This window comes from Streptomyces spiralis, from assembly GCF_014654675.1.
Lineage (GTDB): Bacteria > Actinomycetota > Actinomycetes > Streptomycetales > Streptomycetaceae > Streptomyces > Streptomyces spiralis.
Window position 1 is genome coordinate 1985 of record NZ_BNBC01000084.1, and the last position, 16874, is coordinate 18858.

Consider the following 16874-nt stretch of genomic DNA (forward strand, 5'->3'; position numbering starts at 1 on the left):
ACCCCGGGAGATGGGCAAGGCCGTGGCCTTCCTCTCCAGCGACGCCTCCAGCTTCATCACCGGCGTCGAGCTCTTCGTCGACGGCGGCATGGCACAGGTCTGACCGGCCAAGCCTGACACGGACGCGCTGTCGGTCCCAGGCGCCAGCACGTGCGCGACGCGACGCGGACCGCACCGGCATCCCGTACCGCGGTGGTGACACCGTCGACGAGCGGGTGGCTCATGCGAAAGTCACCTCGGCGGTGGCGTGCCGGGCCTCGCGGTGAGTAGCAATGCGCAGCCGGGCCTGTCCTTCGGCGGGCGTGCCGTCGGCGAGGAGGTGCTCGCCCACGAACGTCGGTCGGTGGAGCCGGTGGGAGAGCGACCGTATCTGCCGCTCCGGAGCGTTCCTGCGCACGAGTTCCAGCATGAGCAGGGCCAGCAGCGGGCCGTGGACGACGAGACCCGGGTAACCCTCAACCTCCCGCGCGTATGGAGTGTCGTAGTGGATGCGGTGGGCGTTTGCGGTGAGCGCGCTGAACCGGAACAGCAGGGTCTCGGTCGGCCGGAGCCGCAGCTGCCAGGCTCCCTCCGGCTCCGGTGCGGCCGAGGCGCTGGGCGTGGCCGGGTACCGGGGTGCGGTGCCGCCGCCCGACTGGTAGACGACCTCCTGCTCCTCCACCATGCAGAGGCGGCCGTGCTGCCGGAACTCCTGACGCTCGGTGACGAACAGCAGTTCGCGGCCATGCTTGGGGGTGACGGCGGCCACGCTGCTGGTGCGCTCCGCCGGCTCGCCGAGACGCAGGGGCTCGGTGATCTCGCAGCGTCCGCCGGCGAACATCCGCCGGCGGTCCGGAATGGGCGGAGACCCACCACGCTGGAGCGGAAGATCGTGGAGGACGTGGTCAGGGTCACCATGGTGCCGTCCGCCGAGGATCCGCCGTATGACGACGAGCCTTTGTGGTGCCGCCTGACCCGTGTGTCCCACTGGGCCGCCGCTTTCCGCCTGGCCGCGCTGGCCGGTCGGTGGGAGCTGCCCGAGGACGCCGGCCGTCCCACCGGGTACCGGGATGTCGACCTGGAGAAGGTGGTGAGCGGCCTCTACCCGTTCTTTGCACTGTTCGAGCGCTGGAGCGACCTGCACGAGGGCTTCTGGCTCGAGACCGAAGAGGAAGCCGACATCAGACTCACCCAGCTCGTGCCCAGTGTCCGCACGCACCTCTCCGATACCGAAAACATAGACATCGACACCATCAGGATGACGTTCGGCAACCTTCTCGGCGTCGCCGTCTGACCCCGATTCGATGTCGCTCATGGTGTGCCCGACGTGGGGCTGACGCTTCTCCGCATTTTTGGCGCTACTCCGGATGCCCCGTCCTCTTGGAGCGCGCCGGCAATTTCTTGCTTGATGCTGCCACCGTGATGGGACGCAACAACTGCCTGGAAGCCGCTCACGACCTGGGACATCTGTTCTGCGTCGAGGCACGGTGGGGTGACGGCGCATCAGCGCAGTGGGAATCGGGGACCGGCCGACTTCGGCAGGGCAGGTACTGGGCAGGAGGTGATGTGGGCACCTTCCTGATCCGCCTGTGGGCTGTCACCAAGGATCCACATGTCCTGGTCACGGCCAAGGGAGCCGCGGTGGCTGCACGGCAAGTCGTCTGGGAGCTGCCTCCCGTGCAATGGCATGGTGTGGCTCGGGTCGTGGAGCTCCTGATGGACATGGCTGAGGCAACGGGAGAAGGCCGTTACGTTGATTGGGCAATGGAATCCGTCTCGGCCTTGAGAGCACGCGCCACATGTATCGATGGATTGATGCTGACATCAGGACTTCACGGCACGGCGATCTCGCCGGCTTGGGGCACAGGAACAGCAGGTGTGGTGGCGGCACTTCTCTGATTGGCGGAAGAGCAGGAACCTCTGTGGATGCCGCCGATCGGGTCATTGCCCCCGGCGGTTCCGCGAGAATCTTCTGCCCATTGACGCACGACAGTGTCTCGCCGGACGGTGCAGCGGCCTGGTGGCGCCCGGGCGCTCATCCGCTCCCAGCACCCGCGATGAGGCGTGATCGTGAAATGAACCGCTGTCACCCGGTCCCCGTTCACTCGGCGATGGACCCCGGTGGAGACGCCATGCCGACACCGGGCACCAAGGTGACGAGAGGGACCTACTGTGAACATCGCGCTGATGGCGGTAACCGCGCTCTGCGGGGTCGTCTTTCTGGTCGGAGGGGTGGGACAGGTCGTGGGCCGAGGGCTGCCACGCACCCCCGCCGCCGCATGCGGCTTCTCCCCGGCGGGGTGCCGGGCCGTCGGCGTTCTGGAACTGCTCGGCGGCACTGGCCTGTTGCTCGCGCATGTCGCCACCGAAGCAGCGATCACCGCCGCATGCGGATTGTTCCTACTCACCGTCGGCGCCTTCATCTACCACAACTGGTACCACGCCCGCGGACTTCGTCTGTGGGCGCCCGCCGTGACCGCGGCGATCATGCTGGGCATCGCCGCGGGTTTCCCTCTGAGCGGCGTTTACTAGGTGGGCCCCCAGTATCGACGGACCGGGACCATGAGACGCCTGGCGGCCTCGGCGGCAGTGCTGGGCGCCGTACTCGCCATGGCCTGGGGGCCGCCCGCGGCGGCCGACGGCTCGGGCCAGGTCACGTTGCGGCTCGAGACCCCGGCGGTGTTCCATATGTACAGCGCCGACGAGGGCGCCTCGGCCTCCATCAGTGACTTCCCCGTGCCCGTGCACGTCGTGCCCAGCGACGGCGGCCAGGCCCGCAACGTCAAGGTGGTGGTCTCCACGGTGCGCCGGGCGAGATGCAGCAAGTCGGGTCGCTGACCGGCCAGGCCGCGCTCCACGAGCCGTTCCGCCTCGTCGAGTTCGTCGGCCCACCGGTCGACGGCGGAGGCCGTGCCCAGCAGCAACGGGCCCGGGTCGGAGACCCGCCGCGGGGCCTTGTTCAGCGGTCGAACCAGGGAGAGCGGTGCGCGGGCGCCAGGTCGTCGTCCACGGAAACCTCAAGCTCGAACCAGACGGTCTTGCCACGCCCGCTCGGCGAATTGCCCCACGCGGAGGCAAGGGCGGAGACGATGAGCAGGCCCCGTCCGCCCTCGGCCTGGTCCTCCGCACGGGGCAGGGTCACGGGCTCGGCCGGGCGGGGGTCGCTGTCGCGCACCTCCACCCGCAGAAAGGTGCCGTACCGCCGCACGTGGACGTTGACGTCGCTGTCTCCGTGGACCAGGGCGTTGGTGACCACTTCCGACGTCAACAGCTCAGCGGTCTCGGTCAGTTCGGAAAGCTCCCAGGCGGCCAGCCAGTTCCGCAGCTGTTCCCGCGTGCGGTGGACACCTCGCAGGTCGCGACGCTGAATGGCGTACTGGCGCACGTTGGCCCGCGCCTCGTCCCGGGGGCCTTCGTAACGCAGAAGCAACAGGGCGGCATCGTCACCGCGGGAACGCAGTCCCATCGCAGTGTCGATGATCCGGTCGGCCAGGGTCTCCAACTGCCCGTCCACCGTCCCCGCGGTGGAGCCCAGCGCGTGGGCGAATTCGTCGTCGGAGCCGGCCAGCCCGTCGGTGTAGAGGGCGAGCAGCGTGCCGGGGGCGAGGGGGACGTCGGTGGCCCGGTAGTCGGGGTTCTCCTGCACTCCGAGCGGGACGCCGATGTCGACCCCGGCCTGGAGCGGGTGGCCGTCCGCCGTGCGGAGGGAGGGCGGGGGGTTTCCGGCGGTCGCAAGGCGCATCGTTTCCCCGGCGGGGTCGAGCAGCACACAGCAGCACGTGGCGAACAGGTCCGTCTCCAGGTCGAGGAGAAGCCGGTTGGTGCGGCTCAGCACCGTCACGGGGTCATGCCCCTCCGTGGCGTAGGCGCGTACCGCGCTGCGCAACTGGCCCATCACCACGGCCGCCGTCGTGTTGTGGCCCTGGACGTCTCCGATGACCGCGGCCACGCTGCCGTCGACCAGGCTGATCAGGTCGTACCAGTCGCCGCCGAGATCGGTTCCGCCCATGGCCGGTACGTACCTGCTGGTGGCGAGGACACCCGGCGGCTGGGGCAGCATGCGGGGCAGAAGGGCCTGCTGCAACTTCTCGGCGAGGGCGTACTGAGCGTCGTACAACTGGGTGCGTTCGAAAGTCTGGCCAAGGAGGGTGGACACGGCGGTGAGCACCGCCTGGGCAGCCGTGACGTCCGGGCTGGTGGCGCCGAGCCCCAGGGCGCACACGCCCACGACGCGATGGCTGGTCATCAGGGGCAGAACCACCCACGTGCAGTCGCCCTCATCGGTGTCTGCCGTCTGCGGCGTCTGGAGCAGCCTGCCGCGCATCGCTTCGCTCGTCCCCGGACAGACGAGTCGGCGCCGCTGAGCGATCGCGTCCGTCTCCGGCGCACGCCTGCTCAGCGGCAGGCCGTCGAGCGAGCGCAGGTACTCCCGTGAGCAGCCCGACGCGCCCACGAGACGCAGCCGGTCCGACTCGATGAGGCTGATGGAGATCGCCCGTGCCCCGAAGGCGGGCACGATGCGTTCAAGGACGAGGGTGGTGGCCTCCCTGGTGCGGTTCGTGGAGGTCAGAAGCAGGGCGAGCTTGTGCAGGTGGTAGACGAGCGGGGCGGTTCGCGGGGCGAACGCGTACAGGGACGAGGCGTCCGTTCCGTCCTCTCGCGGTTCGGCGGACACGACGAGCGGCAGCGGTGCCGGAGCCATGGACACGCCCTGGGCCGCGAGTGCCTCCAGCCGGCGGGAGAGCAGGTCCGCCGTGCGGACCAGGTAGGTCTCGTCCTCTTCCGGAAGAGCGCGGAACGGCTCGGGCCAGAAGGCGGTGAGCGCACCGATTCGGCGCGGCCCGCAGAACAGGGGCACGGCCGAGACCGTGGAGGGAAACGACACGGAGACCGCCAGCGAGACCGCGACTTCCGGGTGCTTGCCCTGGATGTCGATCGAGTGGCGTGTGGTTGTCTTGCCGGACTGGAAGGCCGCTGCCGAGGCGTAGACGTCGTCGTCCACCGCCACGCTCTCCAGCGAGGCCACGCCGAGCGGTGACACGGCCATCACGGTGGCGTCCAGTGTCGATGTCGTCTCGGCGTGAAGATAGATCCCGACCGACGAGGCACTCAGATCACACAGGCACTGCCGGGCGATGCCGGCCAGCACCTGATCCCGCTCCGCCAGCTCGGACGCAGGTCGCTGGGGTGCGCGTCGCCCGGCTTCGGCAAGTTCCGTGAAGTGCATAAACGACCGGACCGTGCGGCAGACGCCGACGCGGTATCCACCTTTCTCCTCCCGGTCAGCGTAGCGCGATCAGTGCGCCTCGGCGCGGCGACAGGGAGCCGATCCTGCGCACCGTCGGCGCCGTGACCTGCGTCGACGACGGCCAGGGGGAACAGGAACGGAATGAACCGCAAGATCGTCGCTGTTGGGCCGCAGGGGGAGACGTCCGCACCAAGCCCCGCGGGAGGAGTTCACATGGCCCGGGACGACGAACGGCAGAGTTTCACCGAGGCATGGGAGCAGTGGCACCGACAGAAGGAGAGGATCCTCGCCGGTCCCCACGGATTCCTCGCGATCACGAGCCTCCACTGGCTGGGCGAAGAGCCGGCTCGCTTCGAGGACGCTCCTGGAACTTGGTCAAGCACAGCGAAGGGAGTGGTGGTCGAGCTCGCCGAGGACGAGGAGCTGACCGTCGACGGCCAAGCGGTGCCCGGCCGGTACGAGTTCGGGTTGATCGCCGAGCGGGACAGCCGGTACGCCGGTGCCGGCGATGCCCTGATCGAGGTCGCCAAGCGCGGCGGCCACGACATCCTGCGCCCCCGTCACCCCGGCAACCCACTGCGTACGGCCTTCACCCATACCCCCGTATATGCTCCCGACCCGCGCTGGGTACTCGAGGGACACTTCCTCCCCTTCGGGGAACCGCGCCCGGTCACAGTCGGCGCCACAGTCGAAGGACTCGAACACGTCTACGACTCTCCCGGCCAGGTCGAGTTCGACTTCGATGGCGCGGTGCACCGGCTCACCGCCTTCAACGGCAAGACGCCCGGCAGCCTGATGGTGCTGTTCACCGACCGGACGTCAGGTGTGACGACGTACGCGGCAAACCGTTCTCTGCACATCGAAGCCCCGGACGCCGAGGGCCGGGTGAACCTCGACTTCAACCGCGCGGGGAACCTGCCGTGCGCCTACACCGACCTGGCGACCTGCCCATTGCCGCCGACGGAGAACCGGCTGCCCTTCGCGGTCGAGGCGGGTGAGAGAATTCCCCTGGAGCGGGGCGGCCAGCCCTGACCGGTCTCGTGGACGGCCCTGAGTCGCCGGGCTTCCTGCATGCCGTGTGCATCGGTCATATCCGAGGACGGCAGAGGCTCCAAGACCGCCTTCGCCCTTCGGATGCCGCTGCGGAATGTGGGTGAGAACTGGTGGACGCGCACGCGAACAAGGTGACCGCGAGCGACCTCGACCCCTCCGAGGACTCGGCGGCTTCCGCAGGACCTCTGCACTCCGTCCTGCCCGATCGCCAGGCGCTCTCCGCTGTCTCCGCGTGGGTGCACGACCACTCGGACGACATCTTCACCGACATCCAGGACCTGGTTCGCCTCGAGACGCCCAGCACGGACAAGCAGCTGCTGGACCAGGCGGTGGTCTGGCTGCGGCAGCGCACCGAACAGGTGGTCGGCGCGCCGGAGGACACCAAGGTGTTCGACGGCAGGGAGTACGGGGATGTTCTCGCCCTGACCTATGGGGGCACCGGCGACGCCGTCGTCACCTTCTTGTGCCACTACGACACCGTGTGGGATGCCGGAACCCTCTCCGACTGGCCGGTCACGGTCGAAGGGGACGTGGCGGAAGGCCCCGGGATCTTCGACATGAAGGCCGGATGCGTCCAGGCGATCTGGGCACTGGCCGCGGTCCGTCGCTCAGGCCTGACGACCCCGACCGTGCACATGCTGTTCACCGGCGACGAGGAGATCGGCAGTGAGGGGTCGCGCGACATCATCGAGCGTTACGCCGCCCTGTCCGATCTCGTGATGGTCTTCGAGCCGAGCGAGAAGGGCCGTATCAAGACGCAGCGCAAGGGGACCGGCCGGTTCTTCGCGACCGTGGAAGGCCGGGCCGCGCATGCGGGCTCGCATTACGAGCAAGGGGTCAGCGCGCTCGACGAGCTGGCCAGGCTGACCCTGGCGCTGCACGGGCTGACCGATCTGGCTGCGGGCACCACGGTGAACGTAGGGGTGGCGCATGGTGGCACCCGCTCCAATGTCGTCGCGGCCCTGGCAACGGCAGAGATCGATGTCCGGGTCTCGCGCGCCGCCGAGATGCGGCGCATCGACACGGCGCTGGCAGAAATCCGCCCCCACCATCCGCAGGCGCGCATCACGCTCACCGAAGGATGGAACCGCCCGCCGATGGAGCGGTCGGAGCTGACGACCGGCCCGTACCGCATAGCGCGCTCCGTGGCGGCTCTCCTCGACTGCGAACTCGGTGAGATCGCGGTGGGAGGCATCAGCGACGGGAACTTCGTCGCCGCGCTGGGTGTGCCTGTACTCGACGGCATGGGGGCGATCGGCGGCAACCCGCACGCCCGTGGCGAATACATCAGTCTGTCCGGTTCTCTCGAGCGGACGGCGATCGCCGCCGGGGTCCTCGCGGCCCTGCGTGTGCGTCATCCATGACACGCGGCTCACCGCCTGCCGAAGAACAACGTGGGGAGCTTCTCGGCGGTGACGCTTCCAGAGTGGGGACGGGAAGGGTGGGAGCATCCCACCCACCCTCATGGCTCGTCCCGGCAACGATTCGCTCCTAGCCTCATAGCCATGGACACCCACACGGAGAACCTGCTCGGGCAGTTCCTGCGGGCCCGCCGCGAGCTGCTCCGGCCCGAGGACGCCGGCATGCCGCTGAGCGGCCGGCGTCGGGTGGCGGGGCTGCGCCGCGAGGAGGTCGCGCAGCTCGCCGGTGTGAGCACCGACTATTACGTCCGGCTGGAACAAGGACGTGAACGCCACCCGTCGGTCCAGGTGGTCGAGGCGCTGGCCCGGGCACTGGGTCTGGACGCGGAGGCAACCGCTCACCTGCACACACTCGCGCTCCCGCGCTCCGGAAGGCGGCGACGCCCGGCCGTCCGGCGGGACAGCGTCACCCCTCGTCTGCTGAACATGATGGCGGCGTGGCCGCAGACGCCCGCCGTGGTGCTCGACCGCTGCCTGAGAGTGCTGGCGGCCAACGACCTCGGAAGGGCCCTCTTCGAGGGCCACACCTATCGTGACGACCTGTTGCGGCTGGTGTTCCTCGAACCGGACGCACACGACTTCTACCCGGACTGGGACCGCGTGGCGGCCGACACCGTGGCCGGGCTGCGCGCGGCGGCCGGCACCGACTACGACGACCGCCGTCTCGTCGAGACGATCGGAGAGCTGTCGCTCAGGAGCGAGCCGTTCCGCCGGCTGTGGGCCCGCCACGACATCCGCCGCAAGACGCAGGAGACCAAGCGCTTCCGCCACTTTGTGGTCGGAGAGCTGACGCTGCACTACGAGTCGTTCACCGTGAACAGCGCCCCCGGCCAGCAACTCGTCGTCTACCAGGCCGACCCGGGCAGCCCGTCGGAGGAAGCACTGTCCCTGCTCGGCAGTTACACCGCCGATGGCGCCTCTGCCGAGACCGGCCGGAGCAACCGGCCGGAGACCGACTCGCAGCACCAGGCGCCGCCGGACCCCCGCACGGTCTGACTCCTCACCCATCCTCCGCGTGGCGGCCTCCCACGCATCAAGCCGGTGGTCACGCGGCTCGCACCCCCGCACGACATCGACGACCTCGGTGTGGCTTCACCATCGCACCAGTCGGCCCGGGCTGCCCGCGGAGCGGTCTTCGAGGCCCGACACAGCCCCACACCAAGCAACCCATCACCCCTCATTCGGAGACAACCACATGACCACGCCCCAGACTGCGGCCACTGCCCCGTCCAAGACGGTCCTGATCACCGGCGCAAGCAGCGGAATCGGCCGGGCCACCGCGTTCCGGCTCGCCCGTGAAGGACACCAGGTGGTCCTGGGCGCCCGCCGCGAGGAGCGCCTGACGGAGATCGCGCGGGAGATCGAGGCCGCCGGTGGCAAGGCGGACGTCCGCGCTCTCGACGTGACCGACCGTGCGGACGTCGCCGCGTTCGTCGATGCCGCTGTCGAACGTCACGGCCGGATCGACGTGATCGTCAACAACGCCGGTGTGATGCCGCTGTCGCGGCTGGACGCCCTGCTCGTCGACGAGTGGGATCGCATGATCGATGTCAACGTCCGCGGCCTGCTGTACGGGATCGCCGCCGCACTGCCGCACTTCCAGCGCGAGGGAGGCGGCCACTTCGTCACCGTCGCCTCCATCGGCGCCCATCAGGTATCGCCGACGGCCGCCGTCTACTGCGCCACGAAGTACGCCGCCTGGGCCATCACCGAAGGCCTGCGCCAGGAGGTTGACCCGAGCATCCGCGTCACCACGGTGTCCCCCGGCGTCGTCGAGTCGGAGCTCGCCGAGTCGATCAGCGACCCCATCGCCCGGGAGGCGATGAAGACGTACCGGGCCGACACCATCCCGGCGGACAGCATCGCGGGCGCCATTTCCTACGCGATCGGGCAGCCGGACGACGTCGACGTCAACGAACTGGTTATCCGCCCCACCAGACAGCGTTAGGGGGTGTCTCGTCGATCAGGCCGCATCAGGGACCGCTGCCCCACTGCCTGAACGGCGTGGGAGGTACCTGCCCCAGGAACCAGACCCCGCTCCCTGATCCGGCCTGATCCAAACGAAGACCCTAAGCGTTTGTCAGCTGCGCACAGAGGGCGTCGAGCGTGTTGGTGGCACGGGTGAGCCCGAGGTGATCGATATAGTCCCGCGACTCGACGATCAGCCCGTCCCGGATCCGGAACACGATGATGCCCGGCGCTGCCCAACCCGCATCGCCGCGGTAAGTGAACTCGAGGCGTGATCGACGGCCGTTCCGACCGCCTCGAGGACAGCCGAGGCGTGAAGCCCCTGAGAGTCACCGCTGAAGGAGAGGTGAACCGCTCGGTGACTACTGCCGTTACGTAGGCGACGGGACCATCGGGGTCAGCGACTTGTCTCTCTTGCCAGAGCCATGCGGTGGCCTTGGTGAGGGCGGTTCCGGGGCGACTCGGAACCATGGATATCCACTGATGAGGTCGCGCTGCATGGTTTTGGACAAGATCGAGAAGAGAGCTGCCGACTGGAGCGTCGCCGTCGCGTTCGTGGCGGCACTCACCGCTGTTTCCGGGTGCTCGGACAACGCGGGAACCGTTGCGAAGGAGTCGCCGGCAGGTGACTCGTCGGCAGCGGACCCGACGGGGGAGGGGACGACCGAAGCGGCTGCTCCGCAGCAGGAGACCGGAGATCGGTCCACCCCTGAAGGTGCGGTGGGCACGCTGGTCACCGCGATCATCGAGGGCGAGAAGCGGAAGGCGTGTTCGGTGTCGGGCACCGTAGCCACCGGTTCGGCGCCCGCCAAGGCCTACACCGCGTCGACCTGTGCCGGTAACTCCCGCGAGGTGCAGCAGATGAACAAAATGGTCGACAGACTGCGCCCGTCGTTCACGCCAAAGAACGCCAAGAGCCACCCCACCGTGGAAGTCTCCCGAGTTCCCGTCAAGGGCGGCAAGGCGGTGGTCCCGGGCGACGGGATCAACGTCGATGGACAGACCCTGAACACGATCATGCTGTCCAACTCCACCGGGCTGAAGGAAGGGCAGCTGAAGGTCGAGTTCAAAGCCACCGAGATCGGTGGCAAATGGTGCGTGACCGACATGAAACTCGACTTCGGCTGAGCGGAGGCCCGCCGTCACGATGCGGGAGAGCCCTGAGCGGAATGAGTGATGCTGGACGTGCTCAGCGAGCGCTTGCCGGAGCTCGGCGGCGGGTCCATCTGACGTTCGTCGGCCGGAGAAGCGGGGCACGGCCCGGCTCAGTCGGCTTTGGATTCCTGGTGGTCGCCGTGGCGCGCGGCGAGTTCGCGCAGTGCGGTCGTCGCCGCATTGCGGACGTGGGTCTCGCATGCTCGACGAGCGGCGTCGGCATCACCGCGTACGGCCGCGGCCTCGTGAATGGCTTCGAGTTCCCGGACGGTCTCCGGCCCCCGCCCCTCGGCCTGCATGGACAGCCCGCGCAACATCTGCACACGGGCATGGATGCCGCGCAGGGTCGAATCGATGACCGGATTCACGGCCCCGGCGGTGAGGATGCTGTAGAACTCGTCCTTCATCGCCAACCGCTCAGCCAGATCGGCCTCGCAGTAGGAGCGTGAGAACCACCGGACCACCTCTCCCAGCCGCTTACGCTGCTCGGCGTCGGCCCGTTCGGCGAACAGGGCCCCGGCCAGGCCCTCCAGCGCGCACCGCACCTCGAAGAGAGCCTTGGCCTCGAAGGCCGTGAGCTCGGTGATGACCGGACCACGGTTGGGCACCGTCGTCACCAGCCCCTCGGACTCCAGCTGCCGCAAGACCTCACGGATAACCGTCCGGGAGACCTCGTACAACGCGCACAACCGCGCCTCGACCAGCCGCTCCCCAGGTTTGAACTCCGCTGCCAGAATGTCCTGGCGCATCAGCTGTAGCACCTGGGACCGCAGTGGCGCAGCCACACGCTGTACTCGTTGCTCTGCCACGAGGCCGCCTCCCACGCGTTGAACTCGTATTACGCTAATATACCCCGCCGTTGCCCGGCGTGGTCCAGTGGAGCGTGAGCGTGGTCGGCGTCTTCCCCGACCGCACCGCCTCGATCCGGCTGGTCCCCACCCGCCGCCGGCACACCGCATCGGCGGACATGGCCCGGACTGGTTGCCGCCCCGCGATGGGCGGCTGCCGCTGCCTGCCTCGGGGCGCTCTCGCGCGGTGGTGTGGGTGTCGTCAGTCCGGGAGGAGGTGCGAGACGAGCGTCCGTGTCCACTCCGGGGTGAGGGGGAGGTTGGTGAAGACGGCGCGGTAGTAGAGGGGAGCGAGGATGGCGTCCGTGGTGTGTTCGAGGGTGGGGGGTTGTACGTCCCTCGCCTGTTCGCGTTCGAGGATGGCCTCGAGTTGTCGCTGGCGTTCGCCGCGGCATGCGGCGGCGCCCTGTTCTCCGCCTGTGCCGATGGTGGCGCGGACCAGGGCGAGGGTGTCGGGGGACGGCCGGCACCGTGTGCTGGGCAAGGGCGCCTTCTCCGCGGTGGCGGCTGTCTTCGTCCTCTTCCTGGCCGCCTCCAGCTCCCCGTCCCCGCTCTACGCCGTCTATCAGCAGCAGTGGCAGTTCACGGCGTGGGTGCTGACCGTGGTCTTCGCCCTCTACGTGGTCGGCATGCTGGGCTCACTGCTCGTCATCGGAGCGCTGTCCGACTATCTCGGCCGCCGGCCGGTGCTCGCCGCGGCGATCGGGCTGGAGATGGTGGCGCTCGCTCTGTTCCTTTCCGCCGGGAACGTCTTCGTCCTGTCCGTCGCCCGGCTGCTGCAGGGCATCGCGACCGGCGCGGCGACGACCACCCTGAGCGCCACTCTGGTCGATCTCGAACCGTCGCACGCCCGCGGACGTGCCGGCGTCGTCACCTCGGTGGCCCCCCTGACCGGGCTCGCCCTGGGGGCTCTCGGCTCCGGTGTGCTGGTGGAGTTCGGTCCCGCCCCTACCCGGCTGGTCTACGCGCTGCTGTTCGGCGCGATGGCCCTGGCGCGGTGGTCGTCGCCCTCATGCCGGAGACGTCGCCACGCCGGCCGGGAGCCGTCGCCTCCTTGCGTCCGCGGGGCGCGCTGCCCGACTATCTGCGCGCGGACATCGTCCCGGTGGTACCCGCGATGATCGCGGGGTGGGGCCTGGCGGGGATGTACCTCTCGCTCGGTCCGTCCGTGGCAGCCGGGCTGCTGGAACTGCACAACCGTCTGATCGGCGGCGTCGTCGTGATGCTCCTGGCAGGCACCGGAGCCATCGCGATCGCCCTGCTCCGTTCCCGTCCCGCGCCCTCGCTGCTGGCCCCCTCCTCCGCGCTGCTCGGACTCGGCACTCTGGTCTCGCTGGCCGGGACGACGTGGAACCTCGCCTGGCTCGCCGCCGTCGGCACCGTCGTGGCGGGATTCGGTTTCGGCTCCTCCGTCCTGGCCACGTTCGGCACCTTCGCCCGGCTCGCCAGGCCGCACGAGCGCAGCGCCATCTTCGCCCTGGCCAACATCATCGGCTATCTCGAAAACAGCGTGCCCGCCGTGCTCGGCGGAATCGCCGTCACCACCCTGGGCCTGACGACCGCCACCAAGATCTACGCCCTGGCGATCGCCGTACTCACCTTCACCGCCCTCGTCCTGCGCCTGAACCAGACACGGACACAGCGCCGTACCGGTGTGACCTCGTCCCGGTGAGGCACCCCCTCCGACGCCGGCGGAAGGCCGGCCGACCCCTCCTTCCCCCCACGCCAGCTCAGAACCCCCGCATGCCCTGACGCGGAACAAGAACGGACAAGAACCAAGGAGACACCCTGATGTCTGCAGCCAGGGTCAAGAAGCACCTCCAGGTCCAGCGAGCGGACCACACCACGATCCGGTACACGGCCAGCGGTCCGGCCGACGGCCCCACGGTCGTCCTCATCCACGGCTGGGCGTGCAACCGCAGCGACTTCGACGCGGTCACCGACCACCTGACCGACGACTACCGGGTCCTTGCGGTGGACCTCGCCGAGCACGGCGAGTCGCGGTCGACGCGGGACGTGTGGACGATGGAGGAGTTCGCCCACGACGTGGCGGCCGTACTGGAAGCCGAATCCGTGGACACGGCCGTCGTGGCCGGCCACTCCCTCGGCGGGGCGGTCGCCGTCGAAGTCGGCCGGCTCCTGTCGGACACCGTGACACACGTGGTCGCACACCTATCTGTCTCTCTTCCCGGCACAGGACACGCAGCAGACGGACGCGATGGTGCAGATGTTCCGTGCGGACTTCGCCGGGGCGGTGCGGGGCCTGGTCGAGGGCGGCTCACCGGCAGGCTTCGACCCGGCTCTCAAGGACGCCTACTTCCAGAAGATGGTCGCCGTCCGGCAGCCTGCCGGTCTGCACTCCATCGAGGGCCTGGTGCGCTGGGACATGGACGCGGCCCTGCGCGAGACAAAGCAGCCGATCACCGTGTTCGCGATCGCCACCGCGAAGTTCCTGACCGACCTGATCGCCGGGTAGGGACAGCGTGCACCTTCACTCGCCCGTGAAGACCGGACCACCGCCCATGACGGGCCGTCAGTCCCTGCCGCGTCCCTGTCCGTGACCACCATGACCGATTCCTCTTCCGGCGGCAGGCCGTCCTTCGCTCCGGCCCGACATGTGATCCAGCTCTCATCATGGCCGTGCAGCAGATGAGACTGCTTCCACGTCGAGGAGGGGTGACAGGAAGGGCGGAGCGGGCGGAGCCGACGGCCGAGCCGGAGCCGGTTTCCGTACCCCACGGCCCGTCACCACAGCGGCACACGAAGGAACTCGGATGACTTCACAGGAGTCCGGTCTTTCGGGCCGCACCGGGTGGATATCCCATGAAGAGGAACTGGTACAGGCCATGAAGAATTCTGACACGGACCGTACGGCGCGCGGGAGCCGTCGCAAGCGGGTCGCGGCCGTCGCCGGCGTCGCCGCCGCGCTTCTCGCGATCGGCGGTGGCACCGCCCTGGCCGTCGGCGCCACGGGTGCGGCGACGGCGAAGACCACCGCCGCCACCGCTGCCACCACCACCGGAAGCAGGAACGACGCCACCGTGCAGTACGGCTTCCTCAACGGCGGCAGCGTCCCCATCCGGCTGGCCGGCCTTGACGGGACGATGGCCAGGGCGCTGCTGGTGGGCAAGGCCGGCCTCGAGGCCCAGTTCGTCAAGGTGCCCTGCGACGGCAAGCCGGGCTCGGTGGTCGCGGTCTCGCCGCACGCACCGACGGTCGTGCACAAGGGCGACACCGTCACGGTGAGTCTCTGCACCGGCTGACCTGAGACGCCCTGCCCCCGTTCCTCCCACCCCCGGGTTCTGGAGGGGCGGGGGCAGGGCTCCTTGCTGCCCGGCGCCACCAACGAGATCACCGCCGTCGTCCCGCATCAGCAACCAGCAAGCAGCAACGAGCCGCTTGCCGCGGCCGTTTTCGCATCCGGCGGGCTGGCCCTCTTTCGTTCGACCCCCCACTGTGATCCATCTCTCAGCGCTGCCGTGCAGCAGACGAGTGGGCTTCCACGTCGAGGGAGGAGACAGGAACGGAGGAGCGTGTTGGGGCTGAGTACCGAGGGGAAGCCGGGCGCGGATCTGGGAGGGGCCGGTTCGGCGGAGATCGATTTCCACGACTTCGTGGCCGCTCGGTCATCCGCCTTGTTTCGCGGCGCCTTCGTTCTGACAGGAGACCGCGAGGCGGCGGAGGACCTGGTGCAGGAAACCCTGGAACGGGCCTACCGCAAGTGGCGGACCGTCGTCGCCCAGGACGCTCCGGACGCCTACGTGCGGCGGATCATGGTGAACCTGGCCAATGACCGGTGGCGCAGATTCCGCCGCGTCGTCGTGGTCGAGTACCAGGACACCGGCGACGGGGCGGCACCCGGGGACGAGTACGGGCGTATAGACAACCGGGACCAGTTGATCCGTGCCCTGCTGTGCCTGCCGATGCGCATGCGAACGGTCGTGGTGCTGCGGTACTTCCACGACCTGTCCGACGCGGAGATCGCGGCCGACTTGAAGATCTCCCCGGGCACCGTACGATCGCAATTCGCCCGAGCCATGGAGAAACTCAGAAGCCAGGTTCCCCCACTCTCCGGCCCTTCACCGCGGCAGCTCACGGAAGGACGCAGATGACTTCGTACGATTCACGGCCGTCCGGTGACAGCGGGTACACGCCCCTTGAAGAGGAACTGGTACGGGCCATGCACGGATTCGCCGGCGCCGCGGACGTGCCCCGCTTCGACACGGACCGTGTGGTGCGCAGGAGCCGTCGCAAGCGCGCCACGGCCATGGCCGGCGGCGCCGCCGCCGTACTCCTCGCGATCGGCGGTGGCACCGCCCTGGCCACCAGCGTCACTAGGGGTCCGGAGCCCCTGAACGCCACCTCCGCCGCCACCACCGGAGACCGCAACCACACCACCGTGCTGCTCGGCCTCCCAGGCGGCCACAGCGCCCCTATCCGGCTGGCCGGCAACGACGAGACGCTGGCCAAGGCGGCGCTCGCTAAGGGCGGCCTCAAGATCGGGTTCGTCAAGGCGGCCTGCGACGGCAAGCCGGGCTCGGTGATCGCGGTCTCGCCGCACGCACCGACGGTCGTGCACAAGGGCGACACCGTCACGGTGACTCTCTGCGCGGGCTGACCTCTGACGCCCTGCCTCTGCTCTCTCCCCGCCACCGGTCCCGGCCGAGGAAGAGCAGGGTTCCTCCCGGCAGAGGCCCGGCCGCAGGGCGCGCGCTCTAGAACGCGTTCTCGTCGGGTAGCGCGTCGGCGAGCAGCCGGGCGGTGTCTTCGGGGGATTCGACGGGGAAGTGGTGGGTTCCCAGGTCGACGGGGACGATGCGGATGCGGTGGTGGTAGCGGTCGAAGGCTTCCTGGGTGAGGATCGAGCGCACGGCGTACAGGGTGATGGGCTGTTTGGTTTCGTGCAGGGCGGCGTCCATGTCCCAGTGCATCAGGCCCTCGAGGGATCGCAGGCCTGCCGGCTGCCGGACGGCCACCATCTTCTTGAAGTAGCTGTCGGTCAGCGCTGGATCGGTCCCTTCGGGTGATCCGGCCTCGACCAAGCCGCGTACGGCTGCGGGGAAGTCTTCGTGGAAGGGCTGCAGCAGGGCCTTGGTCTGTTGTTCGTCCTGGGCGGGGAAGAGCCCCAGGTAGTGCAGGGCGTCGAGCGCGATCACGTGTGTCACGGTGTCGGGCAGGAGCCGGCCGACTTCGACGGCGACC

At 69.1% G+C, this 16874-nt stretch carries 20 protein-coding genes and 1 pseudogene; 16 read left to right on the forward strand and 5 right to left on the reverse strand.

Annotated features, from left to right (window positions below; genetic code table 11):
* A partial coding sequence (locus tag IE318_RS46785; protein ID WP_189908226.1) for an SDR family oxidoreductase occupies nt 1-103 on the forward strand: 103 nt, incomplete at its 5' end.
* Nucleotides 104-220: 117 nt separating this feature from the next.
* On the opposite strand, the gene IE318_RS42620 is transcribed toward IE318_RS46785, so the two are convergent.
* Nucleotides 221-967 (reverse strand): HTD2 family dehydratase, encoded by a 747-nt coding sequence (locus tag IE318_RS42620; RefSeq protein ID WP_506005424.1) that lies wholly within the window; start codon nt 965-967, stop codon nt 221-223.
* Here IE318_RS42620 and IE318_RS42625 point away from each other — a divergent pair.
* The 4 genes from IE318_RS42625 to IE318_RS42640 all read left to right on the forward strand — a co-directional run bounded on the left by IE318_RS42625 (nt 872) and on the right by IE318_RS42640 (nt 2817).
* Nucleotides 872-1273: a hypothetical protein gene (locus IE318_RS42625; RefSeq protein WP_189908242.1), complete on the forward strand. Its 402-nt coding sequence runs from the start codon at nt 872-874 to the stop codon at nt 1271-1273. The two genes, IE318_RS42620 and IE318_RS42625, sit on opposite strands and share 96 nt — an antisense overlap.
* 272 nt (nt 1274-1545) lie before the next feature.
* Nucleotides 1546-1878 (forward strand): glycoside hydrolase family protein, encoded by a 333-nt coding sequence (locus tag IE318_RS42630; RefSeq protein ID WP_189908227.1) that lies wholly within the window; start codon nt 1546-1548, stop codon nt 1876-1878.
* Nucleotides 1879-2151: 273 nt separating this feature from the next.
* A complete protein-coding gene (locus IE318_RS42635; protein ID WP_189908228.1) occupies nt 2152-2511 on the forward strand; it encodes a DoxX family protein in 360 nt (119 codons plus the stop codon).
* Between the two features lie 30 nt (nt 2512-2541).
* Nucleotides 2542-2817 carry a hypothetical protein gene (locus tag IE318_RS42640; RefSeq protein WP_189908229.1) on the forward strand — a complete coding sequence of 92 codons (276 nt, stop codon included), beginning with the start codon at nt 2542-2544 and terminating at the stop codon, nt 2815-2817.
* Nucleotides 2818-2938: 121 nt separating this feature from the next.
* On the opposite strand, the gene IE318_RS42645 is transcribed toward IE318_RS42640, so the two are convergent.
* Nucleotides 2939-5026 carry an ATP-binding SpoIIE family protein phosphatase gene (locus IE318_RS42645; protein ID WP_229904155.1) on the reverse strand — a complete coding sequence of 696 codons (2088 nt, stop codon included), beginning with the start codon at nt 5024-5026 and terminating at the stop codon, nt 2939-2941.
* Between the two features lie 414 nt (nt 5027-5440).
* Between IE318_RS42645 and IE318_RS42650 the strand changes: the two genes are divergently transcribed.
* The 5 genes from IE318_RS42650 (at nt 5441) to IE318_RS42670 (ending at nt 10797) form a co-directional block, all read left to right on the forward strand.
* The gene (locus tag IE318_RS42650; protein ID WP_189908231.1) at nt 5441-6259 is read left to right on the forward strand and encodes a DUF1684 domain-containing protein; all 819 of its coding nucleotides are present in this window, start codon (nt 5441-5443) and stop codon (nt 6257-6259) included.
* A gap of 257 nt (nt 6260-6516) precedes the next feature.
* Nucleotides 6517-7644 (forward strand): M20 family metallopeptidase, encoded by a 1128-nt coding sequence (locus IE318_RS42655; protein WP_229904156.1) that lies wholly within the window; start codon nt 6517-6519, stop codon nt 7642-7644.
* A 141-nt stretch (nt 7645-7785) separates the two neighbouring features.
* Complete coding sequence (locus IE318_RS42660) at nt 7786-8697, forward strand: helix-turn-helix transcriptional regulator (protein ID WP_189908232.1); 912 nt, start codon at nt 7786-7788, stop codon at nt 8695-8697.
* A 199-nt stretch (nt 8698-8896) separates the two neighbouring features.
* Entirely contained in the window at nt 8897-9649 is a 753-nt protein-coding gene (locus IE318_RS42665) for an SDR family oxidoreductase (protein ID WP_189908233.1), read from the forward strand.
* A gap of 518 nt (nt 9650-10167) precedes the next feature.
* Nucleotides 10168-10797 carry a hypothetical protein gene (locus tag IE318_RS42670; RefSeq protein ID WP_189908234.1) on the forward strand — a complete coding sequence of 210 codons (630 nt, stop codon included), beginning with the start codon at nt 10168-10170 and terminating at the stop codon, nt 10795-10797.
* A 137-nt stretch (nt 10798-10934) separates the two neighbouring features.
* On the opposite strand, the gene IE318_RS42675 is transcribed toward IE318_RS42670, so the two are convergent.
* Nucleotides 10935-11648, reverse strand: coding sequence for a GntR family transcriptional regulator (locus IE318_RS42675; RefSeq protein ID WP_373311442.1), 714 nt, complete (start codon nt 11646-11648; stop codon nt 10935-10937).
* A 226-nt stretch (nt 11649-11874) separates the two neighbouring features.
* Nucleotides 11875-12156 carry a TetR-like C-terminal domain-containing protein gene (locus tag IE318_RS42680; protein ID WP_229904158.1) on the reverse strand — a complete coding sequence of 94 codons (282 nt, stop codon included), beginning with the start codon at nt 12154-12156 and terminating at the stop codon, nt 11875-11877.
* On the opposite strand from IE318_RS42680, the gene IE318_RS45875 reads away from it, so the two are divergent.
* The 6 genes from IE318_RS45875 (at nt 12146) to IE318_RS42705 (ending at nt 16290) form a co-directional block, all read left to right on the forward strand.
* Complete coding sequence (locus tag IE318_RS45875) at nt 12146-12793, forward strand: MFS transporter (protein WP_229904159.1); 648 nt, start codon at nt 12146-12148, stop codon at nt 12791-12793. The two genes, IE318_RS42680 and IE318_RS45875, sit on opposite strands and share 11 nt — an antisense overlap.
* Nucleotides 12685-13344: an MFS transporter gene (locus IE318_RS45880; protein ID WP_229904160.1), complete on the forward strand. Its 660-nt coding sequence runs from the start codon at nt 12685-12687 to the stop codon at nt 13342-13344. Before IE318_RS45875 ends, IE318_RS45880 begins: the two co-directional genes overlap by 109 nt.
* A 119-nt stretch (nt 13345-13463) precedes the next feature.
* Nucleotides 13464-14177: an alpha/beta fold hydrolase gene (locus IE318_RS46790; RefSeq protein ID WP_373311443.1), complete on the forward strand. Its 714-nt coding sequence runs from the start codon at nt 13464-13466 to the stop codon at nt 14175-14177.
* 341 nt (nt 14178-14518) lie between these two features.
* Entirely contained in the window at nt 14519-14935 is a 417-nt protein-coding gene (locus tag IE318_RS42695) for a PASTA domain-containing protein (RefSeq protein WP_189908236.1), read from the forward strand.
* A 273-nt stretch (nt 14936-15208) separates the two neighbouring features.
* Nucleotides 15209-15784 (forward strand): SigE family RNA polymerase sigma factor, encoded by a 576-nt coding sequence (locus tag IE318_RS42700; RefSeq protein ID WP_189908241.1) that lies wholly within the window; start codon nt 15209-15211, stop codon nt 15782-15784.
* On the forward strand, nt 15781-16290 hold the full coding sequence (locus IE318_RS42705) for a PASTA domain-containing protein (protein WP_189908237.1): 510 nt from the start codon (nt 15781-15783) through the stop codon (nt 16288-16290). Before IE318_RS42700 ends, IE318_RS42705 begins: the two co-directional genes overlap by 4 nt.
* 97 nt (nt 16291-16387) lie before the next feature.
* On the opposite strand, the pseudogene IE318_RS42710 reads toward IE318_RS42705, so the two are convergent.
* Nucleotides 16388-16874 (reverse strand): annotated as a pseudogene (locus IE318_RS42710) (alpha/beta fold hydrolase); the annotation flags it as partial.